Annotated in this window: 23 protein-coding genes; 11 read left to right on the forward strand and 12 right to left on the reverse strand. The window is 67.5% G+C overall.

Features of this window, described 5'->3' with window-relative positions; all coding sequences use genetic code 11:
• Window positions 1-10: 10 nt before the first annotated feature.
• Entirely contained in the window at window positions 11-1402 is a 1392-nt protein-coding gene (locus tag IAE41_RS09080) for a DUF2867 domain-containing protein (RefSeq protein ID WP_200732883.1), read from the forward strand.
• Window positions 1403-1436: 34 nt separating this feature from the next.
• On the opposite strand, the gene IAE41_RS09085 is transcribed toward IAE41_RS09080, so the two are convergent.
• Window positions 1437-1868 carry a pyridoxamine 5'-phosphate oxidase family protein gene (locus IAE41_RS09085; RefSeq protein ID WP_079221002.1) on the reverse strand — a complete coding sequence of 144 codons (432 nt, stop codon included), beginning with the start codon at window positions 1866-1868 and terminating at the stop codon, window positions 1437-1439.
• A gap of 138 nt (window positions 1869-2006) precedes the next feature.
• On the reverse strand, window positions 2007-3032 hold the full coding sequence (locus tag IAE41_RS09090) for an AI-2E family transporter (RefSeq protein WP_200732884.1): 1026 nt from the start codon (window positions 3030-3032) through the stop codon (window positions 2007-2009).
• A gap of 139 nt (window positions 3033-3171) precedes the next feature.
• On the opposite strand from IAE41_RS09090, the gene IAE41_RS09095 reads away from it, so the two are divergent.
• Window positions 3172-3585 (forward strand): hypothetical protein, encoded by a 414-nt coding sequence (locus IAE41_RS09095; protein ID WP_200732885.1) that lies wholly within the window; start codon window positions 3172-3174, stop codon window positions 3583-3585.
• A 27-nt stretch (window positions 3586-3612) separates the two neighbouring features.
• Here IAE41_RS09095 and IAE41_RS09100 read toward each other — a convergent pair whose 3' ends face one another.
• On the reverse strand, window positions 3613-4620 hold the full coding sequence (locus IAE41_RS09100) for a LacI family DNA-binding transcriptional regulator (RefSeq protein ID WP_200732886.1): 1008 nt from the start codon (window positions 4618-4620) through the stop codon (window positions 3613-3615).
• A 95-nt stretch (window positions 4621-4715) separates the two neighbouring features.
• On the opposite strand from IAE41_RS09100, the gene IAE41_RS09105 reads away from it, so the two are divergent.
• Genes IAE41_RS09105 through IAE41_RS09125 form a run of 5 tightly spaced genes read left to right on the forward strand, consistent with a single transcriptional unit; the run spans window position 4716 to window position 9348 of the window.
• Complete coding sequence (locus IAE41_RS09105) at window positions 4716-5768, forward strand: sugar phosphate isomerase/epimerase family protein (protein ID WP_200732887.1); 1053 nt, start codon at window positions 4716-4718, stop codon at window positions 5766-5768.
• Window positions 5769-5795: 27 nt separating this feature from the next.
• Window positions 5796-7013 carry a nucleoside permease gene (locus IAE41_RS09110; RefSeq protein ID WP_200732888.1) on the forward strand — a complete coding sequence of 406 codons (1218 nt, stop codon included), beginning with the start codon at window positions 5796-5798 and terminating at the stop codon, window positions 7011-7013.
• Window positions 7014-7025: 12 nt separating this feature from the next.
• The gene (locus IAE41_RS09115) at window positions 7026-8150 is read left to right on the forward strand and encodes a Gfo/Idh/MocA family oxidoreductase (protein ID WP_200732889.1); all 1125 of its coding nucleotides are present in this window, start codon (window positions 7026-7028) and stop codon (window positions 8148-8150) included.
• Between the two features lie 19 nt (window positions 8151-8169).
• A complete protein-coding gene (locus IAE41_RS09120) occupies window positions 8170-9033 on the forward strand; it encodes a sugar phosphate isomerase/epimerase (protein WP_200732890.1) in 864 nt (287 codons plus the stop codon).
• Window positions 9034-9051: 18 nt separating this feature from the next.
• Complete coding sequence (locus IAE41_RS09125) at window positions 9052-9348, forward strand: cytochrome c (RefSeq protein ID WP_174214105.1); 297 nt, start codon at window positions 9052-9054, stop codon at window positions 9346-9348.
• A 9-nt stretch (window positions 9349-9357) separates the two neighbouring features.
• On the opposite strand, the gene IAE41_RS09130 is transcribed toward IAE41_RS09125, so the two are convergent.
• From IAE41_RS09130 to IAE41_RS09150, 5 genes are all read right to left on the reverse strand, one after another.
• Complete coding sequence (locus tag IAE41_RS09130; RefSeq protein WP_200732891.1) at window positions 9358-10107, reverse strand: DUF1080 domain-containing protein; 750 nt, start codon at window positions 10105-10107, stop codon at window positions 9358-9360.
• Complete coding sequence (locus tag IAE41_RS09135; RefSeq protein ID WP_200732892.1) at window positions 10107-10682, reverse strand: gluconate 2-dehydrogenase subunit 3 family protein; 576 nt, start codon at window positions 10680-10682, stop codon at window positions 10107-10109. The genes IAE41_RS09130 and IAE41_RS09135 overlap by 1 nt, the downstream gene beginning before the upstream one ends.
• Window positions 10682-12367, reverse strand: a complete 1686-nt coding sequence (locus IAE41_RS09140) for a GMC family oxidoreductase (protein ID WP_200732893.1) — start codon at window positions 12365-12367, stop codon at window positions 10682-10684. Before IAE41_RS09140 ends, IAE41_RS09135 begins: the two co-directional genes overlap by 1 nt.
• Before the next feature lie 27 nt (window positions 12368-12394).
• Entirely contained in the window at window positions 12395-13291 is an 897-nt protein-coding gene (locus tag IAE41_RS09145; RefSeq protein WP_200732894.1) for a TIM barrel protein, read from the reverse strand.
• 148 nt (window positions 13292-13439) lie between these two features.
• Window positions 13440-14372, reverse strand: a complete 933-nt coding sequence (locus IAE41_RS09150) for an AraC family transcriptional regulator (RefSeq protein WP_200732895.1) — start codon at window positions 14370-14372, stop codon at window positions 13440-13442.
• A gap of 61 nt (window positions 14373-14433) precedes the next feature.
• On the opposite strand from IAE41_RS09150, the gene IAE41_RS09155 reads away from it, so the two are divergent.
• Window positions 14434-15183 (forward strand): SDR family oxidoreductase, encoded by a 750-nt coding sequence (locus tag IAE41_RS09155; protein WP_200732896.1) that lies wholly within the window; start codon window positions 14434-14436, stop codon window positions 15181-15183.
• Between the two features lie 80 nt (window positions 15184-15263).
• Here the strand turns inward: IAE41_RS09155 and IAE41_RS09160 are convergent, their stop codons facing one another.
• Window positions 15264-15845: a single-stranded DNA-binding protein gene (locus tag IAE41_RS09160; RefSeq protein WP_200732897.1), complete on the reverse strand. Its 582-nt coding sequence runs from the start codon at window positions 15843-15845 to the stop codon at window positions 15264-15266.
• Between the two features lie 375 nt (window positions 15846-16220).
• Between IAE41_RS09160 and IAE41_RS09165 the strand changes: the two genes are divergently transcribed.
• The gene (locus tag IAE41_RS09165) at window positions 16221-17252 is read left to right on the forward strand and encodes a LacI family DNA-binding transcriptional regulator (RefSeq protein WP_200732898.1); all 1032 of its coding nucleotides are present in this window, start codon (window positions 16221-16223) and stop codon (window positions 17250-17252) included.
• A 98-nt stretch (window positions 17253-17350) separates the two neighbouring features.
• On the opposite strand, the gene IAE41_RS09170 is transcribed toward IAE41_RS09165, so the two are convergent.
• The 3 genes from IAE41_RS09170 to IAE41_RS09180 form a co-directional block, all read right to left on the reverse strand.
• Window positions 17351-17728: a hypothetical protein gene (locus IAE41_RS09170; RefSeq protein WP_200732899.1), complete on the reverse strand. Its 378-nt coding sequence runs from the start codon at window positions 17726-17728 to the stop codon at window positions 17351-17353.
• Window positions 17729-17819: 91 nt separating this feature from the next.
• Window positions 17820-19877, reverse strand: coding sequence for a PAS domain-containing sensor histidine kinase (locus tag IAE41_RS09175; RefSeq protein WP_200732900.1), 2058 nt, complete (start codon window positions 19875-19877; stop codon window positions 17820-17822).
• Window positions 19867-21363, reverse strand: coding sequence for an ATPase domain-containing protein (locus IAE41_RS09180; RefSeq protein ID WP_200732904.1), 1497 nt, complete (start codon window positions 21361-21363; stop codon window positions 19867-19869). Before IAE41_RS09180 ends, IAE41_RS09175 begins: the two co-directional genes overlap by 11 nt.
• Before the next feature lie 194 nt (window positions 21364-21557).
• Here IAE41_RS09180 and IAE41_RS09185 point away from each other — a divergent pair, with 194 nt between their 5' ends.
• Together IAE41_RS09185 and IAE41_RS09190 are read left to right on the forward strand one after the other, a co-directional pair.
• A complete protein-coding gene (locus IAE41_RS09185; protein WP_200732901.1) occupies window positions 21558-22460 on the forward strand; it encodes an ABC transporter ATP-binding protein in 903 nt (300 codons plus the stop codon).
• 12 nt (window positions 22461-22472) lie between these two features.
• Entirely contained in the window at window positions 22473-26057 is a 3585-nt protein-coding gene (locus tag IAE41_RS09190) for an ABC transporter permease subunit (protein WP_200732902.1), read from the forward strand.
• Window positions 26058-26186 lie beyond the last annotated feature (129 nt).

Consider the following 26186-nt stretch of genomic DNA (forward strand, 5'->3'; position numbering starts at 1 on the left):
GAGCACGACGATGCCTGGTTCGACCCGCAACAGCCGTTCGTTTCCAGGTGTCCAGCTGCCCGCGCAGGATGGCGCCGGTCCCATCGAAGTCACCCTCATCGCTCAGCTCGGCATCGGTGCCGGCGATGCGCTGGTGAACGATGCGGGCGAGCGCCAGCGCCACCATCCGGCCTTCATCGATGCGCTGGATGAACCCTCCGCGCGCCTGGGCGGCATGCACGTGCAGCACGGCGATGCCTCCTCGTTGTACAGTTTCGTGGTGGAAGGCGGCGGCCACCCGTTCCGTCGCCATGCCGGGCCGCGCATGTTCACCGCCATCGCCGGCAGTGCCGGCGCCGAACTGCGTTTCGCCACCGCCACCGATGCGCAGCTTGCGGGGGATCCGTCCGCGTTCCTGCGCAGCCTGCGCCGTATCCGCATTCCGCCGGACTGCCTGTTCACCGTGCGCTTCGGCGGCGGCACCTGGCACCAGTTCGCATCGAACCATCCCGCCCACCCTGCCCTGTTCGCGTTGTCGTGCCACAGCAATGAACTGGCCGGGGCGATGAGCGAGGCCACCCGCGCACGGGTGAAGGCCAACAGTGCCGACATCCCCAGCCTGACCGAGGTGCTGGCGCAGCAGCACTGGCCGAGCGCGGCCACGCTGGCCACTGCGCCGCTGCTGCAGCTGTCATTGCAGGCCGCGCCGCCCAGCCTGAGCGCGCGCCTGTGCGCGCAGACCCGCTCGATGCTCGGCCCGCTGCGGCGGATCAAGCTGCGGCCCCTGCGCGGGTTCGTCGAACGCAGCACACCGCGCTACCCGGTACACAGCGGGCGGCCCGACGCGCAGGGCCTGCTGGCCGGTGCGCTGCCACGCAGCCACTACCACGACCTGACCGTGCTGACCCTGCGCAGCGGGCACTGCACGCAGCGCTCGGCGTCTGCCCTGCTGGCGGATGTGCTGGAAGGCTTCCTGCGCAATCCGCCGGGCGGCGTGGGCCGCTTGATGGCCCTGCGCAACCGCCTGGTGGCACCGTTGCGCCTGCGCACCTCGCCACTGGGCTGCCCGGTATCGTCGCTGTTGTCGGCGGATCGCAGCCGCCTGTTCGCCGGGCGCTTTCCGGTGCTGGACGCACGCGTGGATGCCGACGACCGCAGTGCCGAAGTACTGCTGGGCGCCGATGACCGCCACCTGCGCTTCCGCAGCAGCGTGCGCGTGCAGTTCGACGACGACGGCCGCGTGCAGATCAGCCTGGGGTCGCGCGTACAGACCCACAACCGGTTCGGCGGCCTGTACATGGCGCTGATCGATGCCGTGCATCGCCACTACATCGCCCCGGCGCTGCTGCGGCGTGCGGTGGAACATGCGCTGGCGCCGGAGCTGGCCGACTGGGTGGATGAGGGCGTGGCTGCAGCGGGTTGAGCCGCCGGGCATGGCCCGGCGCGACCGCGGATGATCAGACGATCAGCTCGCCCTGGTCCTCGCCATCCCAGTAATGGATGCGCTGCGCGTGCACATGGATCAGCACCAGCCCCGGCGTATCCACGCCCTGCTCGAACCAGCGTTCCAGGTCCTTGACCCAGTGCTGGGCCAACACGCCGCGTTCGCGGATGATCGTCGCCCTGCCTTTGACATGGACGAACAGCGGTGGCTTGCCCAGCAGCGACTTGCTGCCGGTGAAGCCCAGCGCGACCCGCGGATCGGCTTCGATCTGCTGCACCATGTCGGTGCTCTGCAGGGCGAAGAACCAACTGTCACCGTCGTAGTCGACGTCGCCGTTGTTGCTCATCGGACGGCCGTCGATCTCGCCGCCCGCATGGGTCTGCAGCATCGCGAAATCGATGCCGGCCATCTTTTTCGCCAGTTCGGGCAGGGTGAGCGTGGTCATGCGCAGGGTCCGGGCGGAAAGGGAAGCCCAGCCTCCCCCGCGCGCGGTGACCGGCGCGTGCAGTGGCGCTGGCGCCGCCTTCACGCGCATTCGCCGGGCATGGCCCGGCGCTACCGGATCAGGGACACCTGGCCGGAATCAGATCCAGCCCTGGTCGACCAGCTCACGCTTCAGGTACGCGTAGAACACCGGGGCCGCCACCAGCCCGGCCAGGCCGAACGCCGCTTCCATCACCAGCATGGCCAGCAGCAGCTCCCACGCGCGCGCCTGGATCTCGCCGCCGACGATGCGCGCGTTGAGGAAGTACTCGAGCTTGTGGATCACGATCAGGTACAGCAGCGCTGCCACAGCCACGTAGAACGACACCGACAGCGCGACGATGGTGATGATGGTGTTGGAGATGATGTTGCCCACCACCGGCAGCAGGCCTGCCAGGAAGGTGATCAGCACCAGCGTCTTCGACAGCGGCAGGTGCACGCCGAACAGCGGCAGCACGCCCAGCAGGAACACCGCGGTGAACACCGTATTGAGCAGCGAGATCTTCACCTGGGCGAACACCACCTGGCGGAAGGCCACGGCCAGGCGCGTCGTGCGGCCGACCAGCTCCTGCGCCAGCGGGCCCATCTTCGGCAGTGGCAGTTCGTCGTAGAGGGCGATCATCGCGCCGAGCACCATGCCGATGAGGATGCGCACGCCCACCTGCACCACCGAGGTGCCGGCCACGCCCAGTTGCCGCTGGTGCTCGGCCGCCCATTCGTTCAGCGCCTCGCGCAGCCGCGTCAGGTCTTCGGGAATGTAAGGCTGCAGCAGCGCAGGCACCTGGTGCCGCGAGGTGTTGAGGATGTCCATCAACCGCGCCAGCAGCACGTCGGGGCCACCGGTCTCGTTGCGGAAGAACGACGCCACGCCGATACCGGCCAGCACCAGCGCGCCGATGATGACCGCCGACAGCACGATGACCGCCACCGCGCGTGCGCGGCCCGGCGGCAGCTTGCCTTCCACGCTGTTGGCCAGCACGTGGGTCAGCTGGAACACCAGCAGGCCCGACAGCAGCGTGACCACCAGGCCCAGCTTCAGGGCCAGCCACATGCCCAGCAGCATCAGCAGCCAGGCGGCAATGCGCGCGGCAGGCGGCTTGGGCAGGAGGAGGGTCACGTCGGTCATGGCAGGGCATCCACTGGGGTGGCCCATGGTAGTGGATTGCCATGGCGGTTCCGGGGCAGTGCCGGCGTTCCGTTCAGCCCTCTGGCGGCCGCGCCCACGCCAGCGCACACTGGCGCCCCACCCGCCGCATGGATGCCCGATGCCCCGCCTCTTGTCCGCCGCCCTGGCACTGATGCTGTTGCCGCTGCCGACACTGGCCATGAGCAGCGACGACACCACGCCGCTGCCGCCGCAGGTCAAGGCCGATGCCGAAGCCATCGCCGCCTCGCTGCTGAAGGTGCAGCGCACCAATGTCGAGCTGTCCTGCCCCAAGGCCGTCGAGAACGCGCGCTACGGGCTGGAAACCATGCTCGAAGTGGGCGCGAAGAACGTGGCCGGCGGCTACCTGGATGCCGCGAAGTTCGAGGCCATGGCCACGCCGATGCGCGGCCTGCTGCCGCAGATCACCGATGCCGACTGCGAAGGCGCGACTGACGCCAAGCGCGATTTCTACCAGTGCATGTCCAGCGACTACAACCACGTGCTGGCCTGCGCCAAGGCGCATCTGCAATGACGCCACGCGCGGGGTGGCGTCCGCCGCTCACCCCGCTGCGGGCGCGGCCGTCGAGCCACGCAGCATCAGGCTGAAGTCCAGCGTCTGCTGCAGCGGCACATCGACGCGCTCGATGATCGCCAGCAGCAGGCTGACCGCACGCGCACCGATCTCCCGCATCGGCTGGCGGACGGTGGTCAGCGGCGGCGTCAGGAAGCTGGACGAGGCCAGATCATCGAAGCCGACGATGGACAGCTGGTCGGGCACGCGCACGCCCAGGTCGCGGCAGGCCGCCAGCGCGCCCAGCGCCATCTGGTCGCTGAAGCAGAACACCGCGGTCGGCGGCTGCGCGCCTGCCAGCAGCGCCTTCGCAGCGGCATGGCCGGATTCCAGCGAAAAATCACCGGGTACCACGCTCAGGCTGCGCAGCCGGCCGCGTGCCTTGCCGGCACTGCGCACGCCTTCCAGCCGCTGCTGGTGCAGCGGATTGTCGGGCGGCCCGCCAACCACGGCGATGCGTTCGTGCCCCAGTGCATACAGATGTTCCATCACCGCGCGGGCAGCGGCGGCGTTGTCGATGTGCACGCTGGGAATGCCCAGCGCGGGATCGAATTCGCAGCCATTGACCACCGGCGCGGTGGCGCCCAGCGCCTGCACGATCTCGCGCGCGGTCGGCGGCAGGCGATGGCCGAGCACGATCAGGCCATCGGCCTCGTTGCGCCGGAGCATCTGCGCGTAGCGCTCCTCGCGATCAGGCTGATGCTGGGTATCGCCCAGCAGCACGGCGTAGCCCGCGGCCTGCGCCGCATCTTCGGCGCCCTGCAGGATCTGCGCGAAGAAGGGATTGGCGATGTCCGGTACAGTGACCAGGATCTTGCCGCTGCGCTGGGTCTTGAGCGTTCGGGCCACCGTGTTGGGCACGTAGCCCAGCGCGGCGGCGGCCTGTTCGATGCGCGCACGCGTGGCGGGCAGTACTTTTTCCGGCCGCGACAAGGCCCGCGACACCGTGCCGGCGGAGACGCCCACGTGCTTTGCGATGTCGTAGATGGTTGCCATGGTTTCAGCTCTGGTTGCCGCTGTGCACTGCACAACGGTTCTGCGGGAGGCCCATGCTAGGGTAATGCAATCGATTGCATCTAGGGCGAATCACCTTGAAGACGCTCAAGGGTCCGGCGCTGTTCCTGGCGCAGTTCATCGGCGACAAAGCTCCTTTTGATCGGCTCGACACGCTGGCCGGATGGGCCGCGGGCCTGGGCTATTCTGGCGTACAAGTGCCCACCACTGCGCCCCATCTGTTCGATCTGGCGGAGGCGGCACGCAGCCAGTCCTACTGTGACGACGTTGCCGGGATGCTGGCCGGGCACGGCGTGCAGATCACCGAACTGTCGACGCACCTGCAGGGACAGCTGGTCGCGGTGCACCCGGCCTATGACAGCCTGTTTGACGGTTTCGCCCCGGCAGACAAGCGCGGCGATCCTGCCGCCCGCCAGGCCTGGGCCGTGGATCAGCTGATGCTGGCGGCAAAGGCCAGCCAGCGCCTGGGCCTGACCGCGCATGCCACCTTCTCCGGCGCGCTGGCGTGGCCGTACATGTATCCCTGGCCGCAGCGTCCACCCGGCCTGGTGGACGAAGCATTCGCCGAACTGGGCCGCCGCTGGCGCCCGATCCTGGATGCGTTCGACGCGTGCGGCGTGGACCTGTGCTTCGAGATCCACCCCGGTGAAGACCTGCACGATGGCGCGACCTTCGAGCGCTTCCTCGACGTGGTCGACCAGCATCCCCGTGCCAAGATCCTGTACGACCCCAGCCATCTGCTGCTGCAGCAGATGGACTACCTCGGCTTCATCGACCGCTACCATCCGCGCATCGGCATCTTCCACGTCAAGGATGCCGAATACCACGCCAGTGCCCGCAGCGGCGTGTACGGCGGCTACCAGGACTGGATCGACCGCCCGGGCCGCTTCCGCTCGCTCGGCGACGGCCAGGTCGACTTCAAGGCGATCTTCTCGAAGTTCGCCCAGTACGACTTCCCCGGCTGGGCGGTACTGGAATGGGAGTGCTGCCTGAAGCACCCCGAGGACGGCGCACGGGAGGGCGCCGCCTTCATCCGCGACCACATCATCCGCGTGACCGAGCGCGCCTTCGACGACTTTGCCGACAGCGGAACGGATGCCGCATCACTGCACCGCATGCTGGGAATCTGAGCTGACAACGCCCCGGGAGGGCAAGCCATGACGCACGCCATGTCGCGCTTGGGCGCGATGATGTTTCTGCAGTTCTTCATCTGGGGCGCGTGGTTCGTGACCCTTGGCACCTACCTGGTGCAGGGCCCGTTGCAGGCCAGCGCAAGCCAGGTGGCCACGGCCTTCCTCAGCCAGTCCATCGGTGCGATCGTCGCCCCCTTCCTGGTCGGCCTGATCGCCGATCGCTACTTCGCGGCGCAGCGCATCCTGGCCGTGCTGCACTTGGCCGGCGCGGTCCTCATGTGGCTGGCTTCCACGGCCAGCAGCTTCAGCGTGTTCTCCGCCTGCGTGATGGGCTACATGCTGCTGTTCATGCCGACCCTGGCACTGGCCAACAGCGTGGCGATGCGCCACATGCAGTCGCCCGAGAAGCAGTTCCCGCTGGTGCGCGTGGCCGGCAGCATCGGCTGGATCATCGCCGGCGTGCTGATCGGCTGGCTGGGCTGGGAACAGGCACACCGGCTGGAACTGACCTTCCGGATGGCCGCGGTGGCCTCCCTGTTGCTGGGCCTGTACGCGTTCACCCTGCCGCACACGCCGCCGCTGGCCAAGCAGCGCGACGCCGGCCTCGGGCAGATCCTCGGCCTGGATTCGCTGCGCCTGCTGAAGTCGCGCGCCTACCTGGTGTTCTTCCTCGCCTCCATCGCCATCTGCATCCCGCTGTCGTTCTACTACAACTTCACCAACCCCTATCTCAACGACCTGGGCGTGCGCGGTGCCGCCGGCCTGCAGTCGCTGGGGCAGGTCTCCGAAGTGCTGCTGATGCTGGCCATGCCGTTCCTGTTCGTGCGGCTGGGGGTGAAGACCATGCTGGCGGTGGGCATGGCCGCGTGGGTGGTGCGCTATGCCATGTTCGCCTTCGGCGATGCCGGCGGCGGCTTCTCGCTTCTGGTCATCGGCATCGTGCTGCACGGCATCTGCTACGACTTCTTCTTCGTCACCGGGCAGATCTACACCGATGCACATGCTGGCCCGGACGCGCGCAGCAGTGCGCAGGGCTTCATCACCCTGGCCACCTACGGCGTCGGCATGCTGATCGGCACGTTCCTGTCCGGCGCGGTGGTGGAGCACTACACCACGGCCGCAGGGCCGGACTGGCAGCAGATCTGGCTGTTCCCCGCCGGCGTCGCGCTGGTCGTGCTGATTGCCTTCCTGCTGCTGTTCCGCGACCGCCCCGCCGTTGCGGCCGCTTCCACCACGCACTGAGGACCGCAATCGATGCCCAAGCTTGGAATCGCCATCGTCGGTACTGGCATGATCGGTGCGGTACATCGCCGCGCCGCCCTGCTGGCCGGTGCCGAGGTGCGCGGCGTGGCCGCGTCCACGCCGCAGCGCGCGCAGGAGGTGGCGCAGGCATGGAATGTTCCGCGCGCCTACCGCGATATCGAAGACGTGGTCGCCGACCCGCAGGTGCAGGTCGTGCATGTGTGCACGCCCAACCACCTGCACCGGCCCATGGCGCAGGCCGCACTGGCCGCCGGCAAGCACGTGATCTGCGAAAAGCCGCTGGCCACCACGCTGGGCGACGCGCAGGACCTGGCCACGCGGGCCGCGTCCAGCGGCCTGGTCGCCACGGTGCCCTTCGTCTACCGCTACCACCCGGTGGTGCGCGAAGCACGTGCGCGCATCGCCGCAGGCGACATCGGCCCGCTGCACCTCATCCACGGCAGCTACCTGCAGGACTGGTTGCTGGACCCGGCCAGCAACAACTGGCGCGTCGATCCGGTGCTGGGCGGCACCTCGCGTGTGTTCGCCGACATCGGTTCGCACTGGTGCGACCTGGTGGAATGGGTCAGCGGCGAGCGCTTCACCGAGGTCAGCGCCGCCTTCGCCACGGTGATCGCCGAGCGCAGCGCCGAAGGCGCGCAGAGTTTCAGCACACCCGCCGCAGGCGGCGCGACGCAGGCGGTTTCCAGTGAGGACGTGGCCACAGCGATGTTCCGCACCGGCGCAGGGACGCTGGCGTCGCTGACAGTCAGTCAGGTCTCGGCAGGGCGCCACAACCGGCTCTGGTTCGAGATCGACGGTGCCAAGGCCAGCGTCGCCTTCAACCAGGAAGACCCCGAGCGGCTGTGGATCGGCCGGCCCGACCAGCGCGAGGAAACCTTCGTGCGCGGGCCGGGCGCCGGCAGTGCTGAACAGCGCCGGCTGTCGGCCCTGCCCCCCGGGCATGCGCAGGGTTACGCGCAATGCTTCGAGGCCTTCGTCGCCGACACCTATCACGCCATCGACGGCGAGCGGCCGCAGGGCCTGCCTACCTTCGAGGACGGCGTGCGTTCGGCGCGGATCGTCGACCGCGTCATCGCATCGGCCAGGTCGCGCGCCTGGACCACCATCGAATGAATCCCTGGAGGATGTACGGATGAAGGCTCCAACACGCAGGATCGCCACCCTTGCACTGCTGCTCGCCGCCCTGCCCGCCTTCGCTGCGGAAACCGGCGGTGCAGAAAAGCCCATCGCGGTGCAGATGTACACGCTGCGCAACGCCGGCACGCTCGACCAGCAGTTGAAGATCGTCCACAACGCGGGTGTGCACGCGGTGGAAACAGTCGGCACGCAGAACGTCAGTGCGGCCGAACTCAAGCAACTGCTCGACAAGTACGGGATCAAGGCGATTTCCTCGCACACCGCGCTGGCCGACCTGCGCAATGACCTCGACAAGGTGGTGGCCTTCAACCGCGCCATCGGCAACACCACGCTGGTGGTGCCCTACCTGGACAGCAAGGACCGGCCGACCGATGCCGCCGGCTGGGCCGCGCTGGGCAAGGAACTGGGCCGCATCTCCGAACGCGTGCGCGCCAAGGGCATGCGCCTGGCCTACCACAACCATGACTTCGAGCTGGTCGATTTCGATGGCCGCACCGCACTGGAGCTGCTGTTCGAAGCCGCCGGCCCCGACCTGCAGACCGAGCTGGACCTGGCCTGGGTGGCCCGCTCCGGGCACGACCCGGTGGTGATGCTGGGCAAGTTCCGCGGCCGCCTGTTCGCGGTGCATGCCAAGGACAACGCGCCCAAGGGCGAGGCCGAGGACGAAGGCGGATTCGCCGCCGTCGGCCAGGGCGTGCTCGACTGGAACGCGATCCTGCCGGCTGCCGCCAGTGCAGGCGTGAAGTGGTACATCGTCGAGCACGACCAGCCGCGCGATCCGGCCAAGGTGATCCAGACCGGCGCCGACTACCTGCGCAAACACCTCACCGTCAGCCTGCCCGCCCGCGCATCGCGCTAGCCCGCAAAGGAGCCTTGCTTGAAAACCGTCCTGACCCTGGCCCTGACCCTCTGCGCGGCGACGCATGCGCTGCCGGCGTGGTGCAAGGAAGATCCTGCTGCCGGCGCCAAGCTGTACGCGACGAACTGCGTGGCCTGCCACGGCGCGGACCGTGCGGGCATGCCAGGCGCGTTCCCTGCGCTCACCGACATCAGCAAGCGTCTGCAGCCTGCGCAGATCAAGGAAAAGATCAGCAAGGGCGGCGGGCTGATGCCGCCCTTCTCCCAGCTGTCCCAGCAGGAGATCGATGACCTCGCCAGTTTCCTGGCGAAGTAGACGCGAGCCTTACAGCTCGCGCACCCAGATGTTGCGGTAGCTGACCTTGGATGCGTGCTCCTGCAGATACAGCGGCGCGCAGCCATGCGGCGAGTACGACGGTGCGCCGATGTACTCGGTCCGGCCGGCCAGTACCGTGTCGTCCTGCACCAGCACACCGTTGTGCAGCACGGTGATGCGCGCCGGCGAGGTGAGCCCGCCGCCGGCCGAGAAACGCGGTGCCTTCCAGATGATGTCGTAGGCCTGCCATTGGCCGGGCGCACGCGAGGCATTCACCAGCGGCATGGCCTGCTTGTAGATCGAACCGGCCTGGCCGTTGGCGTAGGTCGGGTTGCCGTGGCTGTCCAGTACCTGCAGTTCGTAGAGCTCCTGCAGGAAGATGCCACTGTTGCCACGGTTCTGGCCGTCGAAGCCCTTGGTATCGGTGGGCGTGCGCCACTCGACATGCAGCTGCATGTCGCAGAAACGCTGGCGGGTGCGGATGCCCTTGCTGCCCGGCACCACGGTCATCGCCCCGTCGGCCACCGTCCACGGCACGCGCCCGCCCTGCTCGGCCTCCCACGCGGATACGTCCTTGCCATCGAACAGCACGATGGCATCGGACGGTGCCGCGCCGGTCGGCGTGGCGACTTCCGCCACCGGCGCCCATACCTCGGTCTTTGCCGGATCACGCTCCGCACCGGCCTGCGCGAACGCCGGCACTGCCGCCAGCACGCCCGCGGCCATCAAGAAAGGTCTGATCATCCTGTCGTACTCCATCAGCTGGTGGCCCAGGCCGGCGTACCTGGCGCATAGGCCATGTCGCCATCGTAGCGTCCGGGCACGGCGACGTACTTCAGCACTTCGGTCGCGCCCTGTTTCGAGGTGAAGAAGCCGAAGATGGCCAACTGCTTGATCATGGTGAACGGATGCGGCATCGCCTTCGCGGTTTCCCCGGTGCCGGTCTCGCTCACCTCCACCGCACGCTTGCGGGCCTCGGCATCCAGCGTGCGCAGCAGCGTGGTGCGCGCCTCGGGCGCAAGAGCCACGAAGCTTCCGCCGGCGCGCGTGTCGATGTCGGCCAGGCCGGCACGGAACGTCGCCTGCTGCCGGGCGGTGTAGCAGTCGGTCACGAACCGCGCCATGAAGGCGCCGGTGGCCGCGTCCTTCGCGCCGGGGGTACGGGTGCGCGGCAGGACGGTCTCGGCGATTTCATCAAGCGTGGCGATCTCGGCCTCGGAAAAGCCAGCGCTCGCCGCCGGTGCCGGCAGCTTGGCGCCGGCCAGCGTCGGCAGGCCGATCATCGCCGCGCCGGTGGCGGCGAAGATCATCTTCAGCAGTTCACGGCGGTCCATCAGAGATTCCCCGCTTTCAGTTCGCGCACGGCATGGTCGGCGGCCCGCGCAGTCAGCGCCATGTAGGTCAGCGACGGATTCACGCAGGCGCTGGAGGTCATGCACGCACCGTCGGTGACATAGACGTTGGGCGCGTCCCAGACCTGGTTGTGCTGGTTCAGCACCGAGGTCTTCCGATCACGCCCCATGCGCGCGGTGCCCATTTCGTGGATGCCCTTGCCCGGCGCATAGTCGTTGTCGTGCATCTCCACATCCTTGACGCCGGCCGCTTCCAGCATCTCCGCCGCGTCGGCCGCCATGTCCTTGCGCATCGCTTTCTCGTTCTCGCGCATGGCAACGTCCATGGCCAGCACCGGCAGCCCCCACTTGTCCTTGCGCGCGTGGTCCAGGCGGATGGTGTTGTCGTGGTGGGGCAGCATTTCGCCGAAGCCGGTCATGCCGATGCGCCAGTCACCGGGCAGGCTCAGCGCGTCCTTCAGGTCCGCACCGATGTTCAGTTCGGCGATCTCGCGTGACCAGCCGTTGCGGCTGGCACCGCCCTGGTAGCCGAAGCCGCGCAGATAGCCGCGCTTGTCGGCCGCCACGTTGCGGAAGCGCGGGATATAGAAACCGCAGGGACGACGGCCGAAGTAGTACTTGTCGTCGTAGCCTTCCACCCGGCCGGACGCACCCGCGCCGAAGTGATGGTCCATCACGTTGTGCCCCAGCTCGCCGGACGACGAGCCCAGCCCGCCGTCCCAGACATCGGTGGCCGAGTTCATCAGCAGCCAGGTCGAGTTGAAGGACGACGCATTGAGGAAGATGACATTGGCCGTGTACTCGTAGGTCTGGCCGGTCTCGGCGTCGAGGACTTCCACCCCGCGCGCGCGCTTGCGGTCCTTGTCGTAGAGCACTTCCTTGACGATCGAGAACGGCCGCAGCGTCAGGTTGCCGGTCTTCATCGCCGCCGGCAGGGTTGCTGCCTGGGTCGAGAAATACGCACCGAACGGGCAGCCGAGGATGCACTTGTTGCGGTACTGGCAGTTGACCCGGCCCTGCTCCGGCATCGGCTTGGTGATGTTGGCCGTGCGCGAGTGGATCATATGGCGCGTGCCACCAAAGGCCTTCTGGATCCGCGCAGCGACGTCCTTCTCGACGATGTTCAGCGGGATCGGCGGCAGGAACTCGCCATCAGGCAGCACGTCCAGCCCTTCGCGCGTGCCGGCGATGCCGGCGAATTTCTCCACGTGGTCGTACCACGGCGCGATGTCGGCATAGCGGATCGGCCAGTCGGTGGCGATGCCGTCCTTGAGGTTCGCTTCGAAATCCAGGTCGGAGAAGCGGTAGCTCTGCCGGCCCCACATCAGCGAACGCCCACCGACGTGGTAGCCGCGGAACCAGTCGAACCGTTTGGTCTCGATATAGGGCGAGTCCTGTTCGTCGGCCCACATGCCTTCAAGATTCTCGGCCAGCGCGTAGTCGCGCATCAGCACCGGGAACGCCGCCTTCATCGCCTGGGTCGGCCGGTTGCGATGCGGGAAGTCCCACGGTTCCTTCATCGCATTGACGTAGTCCTTCACGTGTTCGATGTTGCGCCCGCGTTCCAGCATCAGGACCTTTAGACCTTTTTCGGTCAGTTCCTTCGCCGCCCAACCGCCACTGATTCCCGAGCCAACAACGATGGCGTCGTAATGATTATCTGCCATGGGTCTATCACCTGGGTGGATATCGTTTCAGACGTCGCAGAGACGGATCGCCTCGCGCAATGAGCCAACGGGATCGGGCGCTGCAGGCATGAATTCCTGCGCCAGATACCCATCAAAACCGGTGTCGCGGATCGCGCGACAGATGGCCGGATAGTTCAGTTCCTGCTGGTCCCCGATCTCGTGCCGGCCAGGCACGCCTGCGGTGTGGTAGTGCTTGAAGCACGCGTGGTGCCGACCGATGGTGGCGATGATGTCGCCCTCCATGATCTGCATGTGGTAGATGTCGTAGAGCAGGCCGAAGTTGTCCGAGCCGAGCCGCTGGCACAGCTCCACGCCCCACGCGGAGTGGTCGCACAGATAGTCAAGATGGTCGACGCGCGAGTTCAGCAGCTCCATCACCAGGACCACGCCGCGCTTCTCGGCATGGCCGAGGATGCGCTTGAGCCCGGCTTCGGCATTGGCCATGCCCTGCTGCGGGTCCATGCCGTTGCGGTTGCCGGAGAAGCAGATGAGGTTTCGATAGCCGGCATCGGCCACCCGATCGATGTGCCGCGTGTAGCGGGTTACCAGTTCATCGTGGAACTCGCTGCCGGCGAAGCCCTTGGTCAGGCTCAGTTCCGCGCCGTTGCACATCGAGCTGTCTACGCCATGGGCCTTCAGCGTCGGCCAGTCCTCCGGGCCGACCAGGTCGATGGCGGCAAAGCCGAGGCCCTTCACGGTCTGGCAGAGCTGGGCGACCGACAACTGCGGGAAGGTCCAGCGGGCGACGGAATGCTTCAGCCTGCCCTTCAGGGGCGCAGCAGCGGCGATGGCGGGCAGGATGCCTGCGGCCGCCAGGCCCAGGCTGCCGGTGAGCGCCATGCGCAGCGCCTCGCGCCGCGTGAGCCCCGGCACCGGTGCCGGTTCGATGGAATGGATCGACATCCACTTCCCGGCCTCCCAACCGGTGCAAACATTGATGATTCACCGCGATGCAATCGATTGCACCATAAGGGAGGAATTATTTTTTTTGCAAGACGCGGTGCACGAAAATTGATGCTGCGGGGCACAACGACAGTGAAGCCGCAGGTGATCAACCACGCATGCGCGCGAAACGCGCCGGTGGCATGCCCACCAACCGCGCGAACGCCGCGCCGAAGGTGACTGCGCTGGCATAGCCGACCCGCTCGGCGACCTGTTCCAGGCTCAGCGAGCGATCGTTGAGCAGGCGCTTGGCCAGTGCCATGCGCCAGTGCAGCAGGTATTCCATGGGAGCCACACCCACCACCTGCATGAAACGCGCGGCGAAACCCGAGCGCGACATCGTCGCCTGCCCGGCCAGCGCCTCCACCGTCCACGCGTGCTGTGGCCGCGCATGCAGGGCACGCAATGCGGCAGCGAGCCGCTCATCGCCCAGCCCGCGGACCAGCCCACTGCCCCCCACGCTGTCCATGCCGCTGCGCAGCGCCTCGATCAGCAGCAGTTCCAGCAGGCGTTCCAACACGACATCGCGCGCCGGTCGCTGCGCACGCGCTTCCTCGCCCACCATCTGCACCAACGTGGCCAGGCGCGGCTCACCGCGTACATGCAGCAGCCGCGGCAGCAGCGAAACCAGCAGGGCCGCATCGGGCGAGGCGAACCCGCAGTGGCCGATCTGCGCGCACAGCGTCACGGGGCCATCGAGGCTGCCTACCCGGAAGTGGCCCTCGGCGATACGCACTGGCAGGCTCGGCGTGATGTCCGCCGGCGCCTGCATGCTGGTATTGACCAGCTCGCGCAGGGCCGGCACCAGCACGAAATCGCCGGCCTGCAGGGTGATCGGCGCGCCACCCTCCACCGACAGCCAGCATTGCCCGTGCAGCACCGCCATGTAGAACGGCTCGCCTTCGCCTTCGCGGCGCACACACCACTCGCCAGCGGCCTCGACGCGCTTGGAGAAGCGTGCCGTGGGCTGCAGCAGGTCCACGACGTCGGACAGCGGATCGGACGACACTGGACGCTCGACGAGGAAATATGGACGTTTCATTGTAGCGCGTCCATCCGGCGGGGCCGACCATGGTCACTCGTTCCTGCTGAAGGCGTACACGATGCAAACCGTACTGATCACCGGCTGTTCCTCCGGTTTCGGGCTGGAAACCGCCCGCCTGTTCCTCGACCGTGGCTGGAAGGTCATCGCCACCATGCGCACCCCGCGCACCGATCTGCTGCCCGCCTCCGCGCACCTGCGCGTGCTCGCCCTGGACATCACCGACCCGGCCAGCATCGCGCGGGCCATCGCCGAGGCCGGCCCGATCGACGTGCTGGTCAACAATGCGGGGTTCGGCGCACCGGTGCCGGTGGAACTGACCCCGATGGAAACCGCCCGCGCCCTGTTCGACACCAACACGCTGGGCACGCTGGCGATGACCCAGGCCGTGCTGCCGCAGATGCGCGAACGCGGCAACGGCGTGATCATCAACGTGACCTCCACGGTGACGGTGAAGGCGCTGCCGCTGGTGGGCGTCTACAGCGCCAGCAAAGCGGCGGTGAATGCCTTCACCGAATCGCTGGCCATTGAAGTCGCGCCGCTGGGCGTGCGCGTTCGCCTGGTGTTGCCCGGGCGCTCGCCGACCACGCGGTTCGGCGAGAACGCGTTCCCGCATCTGGGCGGCATGGAGCACCCGGCCTATGGGCCGCTGGTGCAGGGCGTGCTGGCCGGTTTCCGCGACAGCAGCGGCCCGGTGACCACGCCGCAGGCTGTGGCAGAAGCGGTGTGGCGCGCGGTGACCGACGAGAACGCGCCGATGCGTATTCCCGGGGGCGATGACGCGGTGGAGTGGATGAGCGCTGCGGGTTAATCCAAGAACAATGCTCATGAAAAACCCCGGCAGGCGCAGGGCCTTGCCGGGGTTTTCTGCTGGCTGATGCCAGGCGCGCGTCAGAACGGAATATCGTCGTCAGCGAAGTCGTCCATCGGCGGGGCCTGCTGCGGCTGCGGGCGCTGGTTGCCACCCTGGTTGCCATAACCGCCCCCCTGGTTGCCGCCGCCCTGGTTGCCGTAACCACCGCCCTGGCCGCCACGCTGGCCGCCGCCACCGCCGCCGTACTCCTGGCGCGGGGCCTGCTGGCGCTGCGGACGGTCGCCGCCGAAGTTGCCACCGCCGCCGCCGCCGCCACCGCCTTCACCGCGGCCGCCCAGCATCTGCATTTCGTCGGCGATGATGTCGGTGGAGTACTTCTCCACGCCATCCTGGCCGGTGTACTTGTCGTAGCGCAGGCTGCCTTCGACGTAGACCGAGCTGCCCTTGCGCAGGTATTCGCCGGCGATTTCTCCGAGCTTGCCGAAGAACACCACGCGGTGCCACTCGGTGCGCTCCTGCTGGTTGCCGTCCCTGTCCTTGCGGACGCTGGTGGTGGCCAGGCTGATACGGGTGATCGCCATGCCGCCCTGGGTGTACTTCACGTCCGGGTCGTTGCCGAGGTTGCCGACCAGGATGACTTTGTTGATGCCACGCGCCATAGGTGTGTTCGTCCGTTGTACAGGGGCAGACCACCAGTGATAGCACGTCCTCCTGGCAGGAGGCAGTGGCCCGGGGCCGCCCCCGATGCATTTGGGGGAATTCAAGAATGTCCCATCTTATCATCGCCGCCGCCGTGCGCCCGGTCAGGGAAGCCCCCGGCGGCGGCCGGAATGCGCCCCGAGCCCTTGCCCCGTCAGGCTCTGGAGGCCTTTCAATGCAGCCGGCAGCGGGGATGACCTGGCCCGGTCCGCACCGTGCGGGTCCGGTCGCGTCACAGCCAAGCGCTGTCCGATCCGTCTCCCCGGCGGGACATCGGCAGGGCCAGCAGCAGCCACCCGTGGCATCATCCGTGAATCCCCCCGCCTGCACCGCCCATGACCATCAAAGGCAAAGCCACGTCCCTGGACATCGCCCACCTGGCCGGGGTCTCCCAGCCCACGGTGTCGCGTGCCCTGCGCGGCAGCCCCATGGTCAATGCCGAGACCCGCGAGCGCATCCTGCGCATCGCCCGCGAGCTGAACTACAAGGTCGACAAGAACGCCTCCAGCCTGCGCCTGCGCAATGCCGGCACGCTGGCGCTGCTGTTCTTCGAAGACCCGACCAACGACGATTCGCTGATCAACCCGTTCTTCCACTCGATGCTGGGCTCGATCACCCGCGCCTGCGCGCTGCACGGGCAGGACCTGCTGGTGTCCTTCCAGCAGCTCTCCACCGACTGGCAGGCCGATTACGAGGACAGCAACAAGGCCGACGGCATCATCCTGCTCGGCTACGGCGACTACCACCAGTCACGCGACCGCCTGCAGCGGCTGGTCGAACAGGGCACGCATTTCGTGCGCTGGGGTGCAGCCCTGCCCGGCCAGCCGGGCGTGTCGATCGGCAGCGACAACTTCCAGGGCGGGCATGACATCACCACCCACCTGCTGCAGCAGGGTTGCCGCCGCATCGCCTTCCTCGGCCATGCGTCCAGCCATTACCCGGAGTTCGAGGAACGCTACCGTGGCCATGTCGAAGCGCTGCGCACGCACGGCCTGGCCGCCGACCCGGCACTGCAGCACGATGCGATCACCACCGAGGCCTCCGGGCAGGAAGCGTGCATGGCGCTGCTCGCGCGCGGCGAGCGCATCGATGCGATCTGCGCGGCCAGCGACCTGATCGCCATCGGTGCGATGCGCGCATTGCGCGAGGCCGGCCTGCGCGTGCCGCAGGACGTGGCGGTCACCGGCTTCGACGATATTCCGCTGGCGGCCTCGGTGTCGCCGGCGCTGACCACGGTGCAGCAGGACACCAAGCAGGCGGGCCAGTTGCTGGTGGAGAAGCTGCTGGCGCTGATCGGCCGGCAGCCGGTGGAGAGCCTGAGCATTCCCGTGAAGCTGGTGGTGCGCGAGTCGTCGCTGCGGATGTAGAGCCGAGCCCATGCTCGGCTGCCTTTGTTCCCAGCAAAACAGCCGAGCATGGGCTCGGCTCTACAGAAACCAGCAAATCAACCGAGCATCGGTCGGCGTTACAGGGCCAGGTGCAGGCCGGTAATCCGCGTGACTTCCCCTACCGCGGACACGTGCGGACCCTCATGGCAGTGGAACCGGACACCCTCGGCAATCCGGTCACGGTGCAGGGTCTGCCGCAGTTCCCGGTTCACGATCCGCATCCTCGCCCTCAGCCAGGGGCCGACCGGCAGCGCGATGTCATCGGCCAGCGGTTGGCCGTCCTCGCCAAGGAACTCCGGGAAGATCATGAACAGCTCGAGCTCGCCCGACGCATCGGCATAGGCGAAGTCCCAGCGGATGCCGTTGTATGCGGGTTGGCGGCGGCCGCCTTCTTCAGGTGCCAGCAGGCGGATGCGCGCTTCGAAATCGTCCTTCAGCAACAGATACCCGCCCATGCCCTGCTCACCTTCCGTGGATAGCGCTCGATGATGACCGATCAGTGCACCGCCGGGAATCGACAGGCGAGGCAGTCGAGCAAGCTCGAGTCTACCGCGCTCCCGGCATGGCGGTGCGCACTGCGGCGCTGAATTCATCCAGCAGGAACGGCTTGGCGATCATCGCCATGCCTTCGTCGAGGAACGATGCGCGCTCCTGGGCTTTTTCCGCGTAGCCGGTCATGAACAGCACCGGCAGCGACGGGCGTGACTGCCGGGCGATCTCGGCCAGCTGCCGGCCGTTCATGCCGGGCAGGCCGACGTCGGTCACCAGCAGGTCGATGGCCTGCGCCGAGGCCAGGATCGGAATCGCGGCATCGGCATCGCCCACCACCTGGGTGTGGTAGCCAAGGTCTTCCAGCACCACGGTCACCAGCATGCGTACCTGGGCATCGTCCTCCACCACCAGGATCGACTGGCCAGCACCGCGGCGGATCGCCTGCGTGGCCGCTGCCGGCGCGCTGGCCCCGGGCGCCTCGTCCATCGGAATGAACAGCGACACCACCGTGCCCTCGCCCACCTGCGATTCGATGGCGATATGGCCACCGGACTGCTGCATGAAGCCGTAGACCATCGACATGCCCAGGCCGGTGCCCTTGCCGATGGGCTTGGTGGTGAAGAAGGGCTCGAATACGCGTTCGACCACCGCCGGCGCCATGCCCGCCCCGGTGTCGGCCACCACCACCTGCACGTAGCGCCCGGCCGGCACGGCCGGGTACTGCCCCTCGCGCACGCTGGCGGAGGCGGTGCGCAGGGTCAGCTGGCCGCCATGGGGCATCGCGTCACGGGCGTTGATGGCCAGGTTGAGGATCGCACTCTCGAACTGGTTGGCGTCCAGGGTGGCGTGCAGTTCACCGGCACTGGGTTCGGCGACGATCCGCACCGATTCGCCCAGGGTGCTGCGCAGCAGATGCTGCACCGATTCCAGCAGTGCGTTGATCTCCACCGGTCGTGCGTCCAGCGATTGCCGGCGGGAGAACGCCAGCAGCCGCTGGGTCAGTGCTGCCGCGCGCTGGCCCGATGCGGTCGCCGTGTCGAGGAAGCGATCCAGGTCATCCACCCGGCCCATTTCCAGACGCATCCGCACGATATCCAGTGCCGACAGGATGCCGGTCAGCATGTTGTTGAAGTCGTGGGCGATGCCACCGGTCAGCTGGCCGATCGCCTCCATCTTCTGCGCCTGGCGCAGAGCCGCCTCGCTGGCCTCGCGCGCGGCCATCTGCATTTCCAGCTCGCGGGTACGCTCGGCCACCTTCGCTTCCAGAGCCTGGGCGTGCTGCTGGCTGCTGGCCAGGGCCAGCTTGGCGGTGGTGATATCGGTGACGAACACATGGAAGCCATCGACGTGGCCCTGCGCATCGCGGCGAGGCGCATAACGCACTTCGCAGTCGCGGCGACCGCGCAGGCGGTGTGGCCATTCGATCTCGAACACCGCGCCCTGCCCCTGCAGGGCCGCCTCCATCACCGGACGGCGCTGCTGCCAGACCGGTTCACTGATGACCTCGCGCACGTGGCGGCCGATCACTTCGCCGGTGGCCAGGCCGAACCAGTCTTCATAGGCGGTGTTGGCGAAACGGAAGCACATCGTCGTATCGACGAAAGCGATCAGCACCGGCATCGTGTCGGCGATCACGCGCAGCTCCGATTCGCTGCGTGCCAGTGCAGCCCGGCCATCCGCCAGCGCCTGCAGCTGGTCGCGCACCAGGAACTGCTTGCCGCGTGCGCGCAGTGCGCCCTGCACCGCGCTGAGCAAGGAGACACTGCCCAGCGGCCGATCCATTTCCACCACGTTGATCGATGCCGGCAGCAGCGGCTCTCGGGTGGAGTGGCGGTAGGAGCGCGCCGAGCGCAGCAGGATGAAGGGAAGGTCCGACCATGCCGGCTGGCGCTGCAGGGCAGGCAGCAGCACGTCGCCACCGCGCGCCACCGCTTCCTGGGTCACCACCACCAGGCCGGTGTCATCGTCCAGCGCCTCGGCCAGCGCGTCCAGGTGCGGGCAGATCAGCGTGACCAGGCCTGCAGCAGCCAGCACGCCCGCGATGCTTTCGGCGTCGCGCCCGAACGGCGCGACGATGCGTACCACCTGCCGGCCTTCGCCCTTATCGGCCATCAGTCTGGCCGAGCAGCGCCCCATCATCGCCAACGAATTCCGGGGTCCCGGTGAGGATGCCCTGGAAGTCGGCCAGCGGTGCGCTGACGGTGACGCCGCGTCGGTCGATCTTCAGTTCACGGATGGTGTCCTCGTGCGCGCCACCGCGGTTCTTGATGACCGAGATGGCCTTGCGGATGCGGCCCTTGGCTTCGAAGAACCGGAACAGCACCACGGCATCGGCAATGTAGGACACATCCAGGTTGCCGGCGGACATGGTGCCGACCAGGCCATGCTGCGGGTTGATGAGGAAGGTCACCACGCCAACCTGGTTGAGGTAGGACAGCATTTCGTGGAGCTGCAGCATCAGCTGCTTCTCCTGCGGCATGGCGGCCACGTAGCCGTTGAGACTGTCGATCACCAGCACGCTGCAGTCGCGCTCCTCCACGGCCTTGCGCAGGTTCCAGGCAAATTCGCCGGGCGATATCTCGGCCGGGTCCATCTGCATGATCTCCAGCAGGCCCGAGTCCAGGTGCTTGCGCAGGTCGATGCCCAGCTCGGCCGAGCGGGCCAGCAGGGTGCCCACACGCTCGTCGAACTCGAAGACGCAGCTGCGCTCACCGCGCTCGCAGGCCGCCCACACGTACTGCAGGGCCACGTTGGTCTTGCCGCTGCCGGCCGGGCCGGTCAGCAGGGTGGACGTGCCACGCAGCGGTCCACCGCCGAGCAGCCGGTCGATCTCCTCCACGCCACTGCTGACCGGCGTGCCAACGAAATGCCCATGGTGATCGGAGGCGATCAGGCGCGGGAAGATGTCCAGGCCACCGTGGCGGATGACCATGTCGTGGTAGCCGGCGATGAACTCGACGCCACGAAGCTTCTGCACCTGCATGCGGCGGCGCGCGGGGCCGAAATCCAGGGTCAGCCGCTCCAGCGAGATCACGCCGTGGCACAGGCTGTGCAGCTGGCCGTCGCGCTCCTCGCCGGTGGAGGTCAGGTCGTCGACCAGGATGACGGTGGCGCTCTTGGGGCCGAAGAACTGCTTGAGCGCGAGGATCTGCCGGCGGTAGCGCAGCGAATCCTGGGCCAGCAGGCGCAGCTCGGACAGCGAATCGAACACCACCCGGGTCGGCCCGATGCTGTCCACCTTGGACATGATCATGTTGACCGTTTCGTCCAGCTCCATTTCCCAGGAGTGCAGCACCGACTGCAGGCGGCCGTTGCCCATCGCGCTTTCGGCCGAGCCGAGTTCGAACAGGTGCAGGCCCTCCAGCGACCAGCCGTGCGCGCTGGCGACCTCGCACAGTTCCTCGGCCGTCTCGGACAGGGTGATGTAGAGGCATTGCTCGCCCTTGCTGAGGCCCTCCAGCAGGAACTGCAGCGACAGGGTGGTCTTGCCCGAGCCCGGCGGGCCTTCCAGCAGATACAGGCGGGCCTGCGGCAGGCCACCGCCCAGAATCGTGTCCAGCCCCTGTACCCCGGTTGCGATCTGCATGTGCGCCTGCATGGCTTTGAATATGGTCAAAGCCTAGCGAGGCCGCTGTAGAGGCATTGTGTGATCCAGGGCCGGTCCGGTTCCCCATCAAGGTGGATTTCACTCCCTCCAGCGGCACTTCCGTCGGAAAGCATGACCATTGGCATTGACCGCCGCCGTATTCAGCGCGATAAACGGCCATTCATACAGGGAAGGGGTGTACGCGGATGCTGCAGATCGACTCGCTGTCCAAGACCTACGCCAACGGCGTCCACGCGTTGAACGGGGTCACCCTGGACATCCCGCGCGGCATGTTCGGCCTGCTCGGCCCCAACGGCGCCGGCAAATCGTCGCTGATGCGCACCCTGGCCACGCTGCAGGAAGCCGACAGCGGCACGGCCGTGCTGACCATTCCCGGCGAATCGCCGATCGACGTGCTGCGCGACAAGGATGCCGTGCGCCGCCGCCTGGGCTACCTGCCGCAGGATTTCGGGGTCTACCCCAAGGTCAGCGCGCTCGACCTGCTGGAGCACTTCGCCGTGCTCAAGGGCCTCACACAGCGCGCGCAGCGCCGTGAAGTGGTGGACGGCCTGCTGCAGCAGGTGAACCTGTGGGACGCGCGCAAGCGCAAGCTGGGCACGTATTCCGGCGGCATGCGCCAGCGCTTCGGCATCGCCCAGGCCCTGCTGGGCGATCCGCGCCTGGTCATCGTCGATGAGCCCACCGCCGGCCTCGACCCGGAGGAACGCAACCGCTTCCTCAACCTGCTGGCAGCCATCGGCGAGAACGTCGCGGTGATCCTGTCCACCCACATCGTGGAGGACGTGACCGACCTGTGCCCGAGCATGGCCATCATGAACAAGGGCCAGGTGCTGCTGACCGGCCGCCCCACCGATGCCATCGAGGCCCTGCAGCAGCAGGTCTGGCGCAAGCAGGTGGACCCGTCCGAACTGGCCGACCATGAGGCGCGCTACGTGGTGCTGTCCACGCGCCTGGTCGGTGGCCGCCCGGTCATCCATATCCACAGTGCCAGCGATCCCGGCGATGGCTTCCGCGCCGTGGCCCCCGATCTCGAGGACGTCTACTTCCAGCGCCTGCGCCTGCAGGCGCGTGGCCGCGCGGCAGCCTGAGCGGAGCACGCCATGATCCTCAATTTCTTCCGCTTCGAGCTGCGCGAGCAGCTGCGTTCTCCCCTGCTGTGGCTGCTGGCCGGGCTGTTCGCCCTGCTCGCCTTCGCCGCCGCCTCCAGCGATGCGGTGCAGATCGGTGGTGGCAGCGGCAACGTGCACAGCAATGCGCCGACGGTGATCGCGCAGATGCTCGGCATCTTCACCCTGCTGGGGATGCTGGTGAACGCGCTATTCGTCAGCAACGCGTTGCTGCGTGACTTCGAACTGGGCACTGCCGAACTGATCTTCGCCAGCCCGGTGAAGCGTCGCGACTACCTGGCCGGCCGCATCGCCGCGGCCCTCGCGGCCGGGCTGCTGGTCTACATCATCATTGCGTTCGGCGTGTGGCTGGCACCGTTCATGCCATGGGTCGATCCCGAGCGCATGGGCCCGATCAGCTGGCAGGGCTATGCCTGGGCGTTCGCGGTCATCGTCATTCCGAACCTGCTGTTCACCACCGCACTGCTGTCGCTGCTGGCGGCGCTGACCCGCTCGATCCTCTGGGTGTACATCGGCCTGGTGGCCTACCTGGTGCTGTACGGTGCCAGCGCCGCCCTGCTGCGTGACATCGACAACACCTGGATCGCGGTGCTGAGCGAGCCGCTGGGCATGCGTGCGCTGGGCCGTACCATCCGCTACTGGTCCACCGCCGAGCGCAACAGCGGCATCCCCGAACTGGCCGGCTACCTGCTGGCCAACCGCGCCCTGTGGCTGGGCGTGGCGGCAGCACTGTTCGCCGCCACGTTTGCCCTGTTCCGTACCGAACGCAGTGGCAGCGGCGGCCGCCGCTGGGGCCGCAGGCAGGCGCTGCCGGCCGCCGATGCGGGTGCCGTCCGCCCCACCCGCGCGCCCCTGCCGCGGGTGGTACCGGTGTTCACCGCGGGCACGGCGTGGCAGCAGTTCCTGCGCCAGGTCCGCTTCGACACGCGCGGCGTGCTGCGCAGCGTGCCGTTCATCGTGCTGCTGGTGCTGGGCCTGGCCAACTTCCTGCCCAGCGCCTTGTTCCGGCAGACGCTGTACGGCACTTCGATCTGGCCGGTCACCTCGCAGATGGTCATGGCCCTGCAGGGCGCCTTCAGCTGGCTGCTGGTGATCATCGTGCTGTTCTTCGCCGGCGAGCTGGTCTGGAAGGAACGCGGCGCACGCATCAATGAAGTGACTGACGCCATGCCCGTGCCGAACTGGGTACCGCTGCTGGCCAAGTTCACCGCGCTGCTGGCAGTGATCGCCTGTTTCCAGGCTGCTGGCGCGCTGGCGGCGATGGGCGTGCAGCTGGCCAAGGGCTACACCCACCTGGAGCCACTGCTGTACCTGCGCAGCCTGGCACTGGATTCGGTGGTCTACATCCTGATGGGTGGCCTGGCGCTGGTGCTGCAGGTTCTCACCAACAACAAGTTCGTCGGCTATGCACTGCTGATCATCGTGATGATCGGCCAGGGCGTGCTGGGCATGCTGGACTACACGCAGAACATCTACAACTTCGGCAGCTGGCCCAATGCCCCCTATTCGGACATGAACGGCTATGGCCACTTCCTGGCCGGGCAGCTGGCGTTCCAGGGCTACTGGGCGCTGTTCCTGCTTGCGTTGATGTGCCTGGCCTCGGCCTTCTGGGTGCGCGGTGTCAGCCAGGGCCTGCGCCAGCGTCTGGCCCTGGCCGGCCGTCGCCTGCGCGGTCCGACCGGTGCCTTCGCCGCGGTGGCCGCGCTGGCGTTCGTCGTCGTGGGTGGCGGGTTGTACTGGAGCACCAACATCCGCAACGAGTTCATTTCCCCCGACCAGCAGCTGGATCTTCAGGCCCGCTACGAGCGCGAGCTGTCCAGGTACCGCACGCTGCCGCAGCCGCGCATCGTGGCGGTGGACAACCGCGTGGACCTGTTCCCCGAATCGCAGTCCATGGTGATCGAGGCCCACTGGAAGGTGCGCAACACCCATGCCGTCCCGATCCAGGACGTGCACGTCACGATGGGGGATGACAAGCAACTGCTCGCCGTCGATCTGGGTGGGCAGACCCTGGCGATGCACGACGCCGATCTTGGCTACCGCATCTACCGCCTGCAGGCGCCGCTGCAACCGGGTGAAACCCGCGACGTGCACTTCCGGGTGATGCAGAAGCCCGACGGCATCACCGCCGGCCAGGCGCCGAGCAACATCGTGGACAACGGCACGTTCTTCAACAGCCGCGTGCTGCCTTCCTTCGGCTACAACGAAGGTGCCGAGATCAGCGACCGCAATGAGCGGCGCAAGCGCGGTCTGGGTGAACCACGGCGCATGCCCAAGCTGGAAGACGAGGCCGCGCGCGCCAACAACTATGTGTCCAACGATGCCGACTGGCTGGACTTCCGCACCACGGTCTGCACCGCGCCGGACCAGGTGGCGCTGGCCCCGGGCTACCTGCAGCACGAAACCACGGTCAATGGCCGCCGCTGCTTCAGCTATGCCATGGACCGGCCGATGCTGAACTTCTATGCCTACCTGTCGGCACGCTGGGAAGTGCGCAGGGCGAAGTACAGGGACATCCCGATCGAGGTCTACTTCGACCCGGCGCACGGCTACAACGTGGACCGGATGATTGAAGCCGTGCAGAAGTCGCTGGCCTACTACGAAGCGAACTTCACGCCGTACCAGCATCGCCAGGTGCGCATCATCGAATTCCCCGGCTATGCCCGCTTCGCGCAGTCCTTCGCCAACACCATTCCCTATTCCGAGGCCATCGGCTTCATCGCCGACCTGCGTGATCCGGACAAGGTGGACTACGTGTTCTACGTGACCGCCCATGAGGTTGCCCACCAGTGGTGGGCGCACCAGGTGATCGGTGCCAACGTGCAGGGCGCCACGGTGCTGTCCGAGTCGCTGTCGCAGTACTCGGCATTGATGGTGATGGAGCAGGAATACGGCCGCCAGCACATGCGCCAGTTCCTCAAGCGCGAGCTGGATGGCTACCTGTCCGGGCGCGGCGGCGAGGCCATCGAGGAACAGCCGCTGGTGCGCGTGGAGAACCAGCAGTACATCCACTACCAGAAGGGATCGCTGGTGTTCTACCGGCTGCGCGAGGAGATCGGCGAGCAGGCCCTGAACCGTGCATTGAAGCGCTTCCTGCAGGACAAGGGTTACCAGCAGCCGCCGTACACGACCTCGCGCGAACTGCTCGACTACATCCGCGCCGAAACGCCGGCAGATCGCCAGGCGCTGGTCACCGACCTGTTCGAGAAGATCAGCTTCTACGACAACCGGGTGATGTCCGCGAGCGCGCGCAAGCGCGAGGATGGTCGCTACGACGTGACACTGGTCCTGCACGCGGCCAAGCAGTACGCCGACGGCAAGGGCCAGGAGAGCGACGGCAGCATGGATGACTGGATCGAGATCGGCGTGTTCGCCAACGGGCCGTCGGGCAAGGAACGCGACCAGAAGGTGCTGTACCTGCAACGCCACCACGTGACCACGGCCGAGCCCACCATTACGGTGACGGTGGACAGCAAGCCGGACGAGGCCGGGTTTGATCCATACAACAAGCTGATCGACCGCGTCAGCGACGACAACCGCAAGAAGGTTTCGATGTGATGCTGGCGGTGGGGGGGGGGGGGGGGGGGGGGGCCCCCCCCCCCCCCCCCCCAGGGGGGGGGGGGGGGGGGGGGGCGCCCCCCCCCGCGGCGCGCGGGGGGCTGGCCCCGCCGCTACCGGATCAGGGAC

The sequence above is a fragment of the Stenotrophomonas sp. S39 genome, from assembly GCF_016624665.1.
In the GTDB taxonomy this organism is placed as follows: Bacteria; Pseudomonadota; Gammaproteobacteria; order Xanthomonadales; family Xanthomonadaceae; genus Stenotrophomonas.

Coding starts and splice junctions, on each gene's coding strand:
- IAE41_RS09135 (WP_200732892.1), bottom strand. CDS start 10,682: ATGGACCGCCGTGAACTGCTGAAGATGATCTTCGCCGCCACCGGCGCG.
- IAE41_RS09085 (WP_079221002.1), bottom strand. CDS start 1,868: ATGACCACGCTCACCCTGCCCGAACTGGCGAAAAAGATGGCCGGCATC.
- IAE41_RS09100 (WP_200732886.1), bottom strand. CDS start 4,620: ATGGCAACCATCTACGACATCGCAAAGCACGTGGGCGTCTCCGCCGGC.
- IAE41_RS09185 (WP_200732901.1), top strand. CDS start 21,558: ATGCTGCAGATCGACTCGCTGTCCAAGACCTACGCCAACGGCGTCCAC.
- IAE41_RS09175 (WP_200732900.1), bottom strand. CDS start 19,877: ATGGCCGATAAGGGCGAAGGCCGGCAGGTGGTACGCATCGTCGCGCCG.
- IAE41_RS09130 (WP_200732891.1), bottom strand. CDS start 10,107: ATGGAGTACGACAGGATGATCAGACCTTTCTTGATGGCCGCGGGCGTG.
- IAE41_RS09160 (WP_200732897.1), bottom strand. CDS start 15,845: ATGGCGCGTGGCATCAACAAAGTCATCCTGGTCGGCAACCTCGGCAAC.
- IAE41_RS09115 (WP_200732889.1), top strand. CDS start 7,026: ATGCCCAAGCTTGGAATCGCCATCGTCGGTACTGGCATGATCGGTGCG.
- IAE41_RS09155 (WP_200732896.1), top strand. CDS start 14,434: ATGCAAACCGTACTGATCACCGGCTGTTCCTCCGGTTTCGGGCTGGAA.
- IAE41_RS09150 (WP_200732895.1), bottom strand. CDS start 14,372: ATGAAACGTCCATATTTCCTCGTCGAGCGTCCAGTGTCGTCCGATCCG.
- IAE41_RS09180 (WP_200732904.1), bottom strand. CDS start 21,363: ATGCAGGCGCACATGCAGATCGCAACCGGGGTACAGGGGCTGGACACG.
- IAE41_RS09140 (WP_200732893.1), bottom strand. CDS start 12,367: ATGGCAGATAATCATTACGACGCCATCGTTGTTGGCTCGGGAATCAGT.
- IAE41_RS09090 (WP_200732884.1), bottom strand. CDS start 3,032: ATGACCGACGTGACCCTCCTCCTGCCCAAGCCGCCTGCCGCGCGCATT.
- IAE41_RS09110 (WP_200732888.1), top strand. CDS start 5,796: ATGACGCACGCCATGTCGCGCTTGGGCGCGATGATGTTTCTGCAGTTC.
- IAE41_RS09170 (WP_200732899.1), bottom strand. CDS start 17,728: ATGGGCGGGTATCTGTTGCTGAAGGACGATTTCGAAGCGCGCATCCGC.
- IAE41_RS09095 (WP_200732885.1), top strand. CDS start 3,172: ATGCCCCGCCTCTTGTCCGCCGCCCTGGCACTGATGCTGTTGCCGCTG.
- IAE41_RS09080 (WP_200732883.1), top strand. CDS start 11: ATGCCTGGTTCGACCCGCAACAGCCGTTCGTTTCCAGGTGTCCAGCTG.
- IAE41_RS09190 (WP_200732902.1), top strand. CDS start 22,473: ATGATCCTCAATTTCTTCCGCTTCGAGCTGCGCGAGCAGCTGCGTTCT.
- IAE41_RS09165 (WP_200732898.1), top strand. CDS start 16,221: ATGACCATCAAAGGCAAAGCCACGTCCCTGGACATCGCCCACCTGGCC.
- IAE41_RS09145 (WP_200732894.1), bottom strand. CDS start 13,291: ATGTCGATCCATTCCATCGAACCGGCACCGGTGCCGGGGCTCACGCGG.
- IAE41_RS09120 (WP_200732890.1), top strand. CDS start 8,170: ATGAAGGCTCCAACACGCAGGATCGCCACCCTTGCACTGCTGCTCGCC.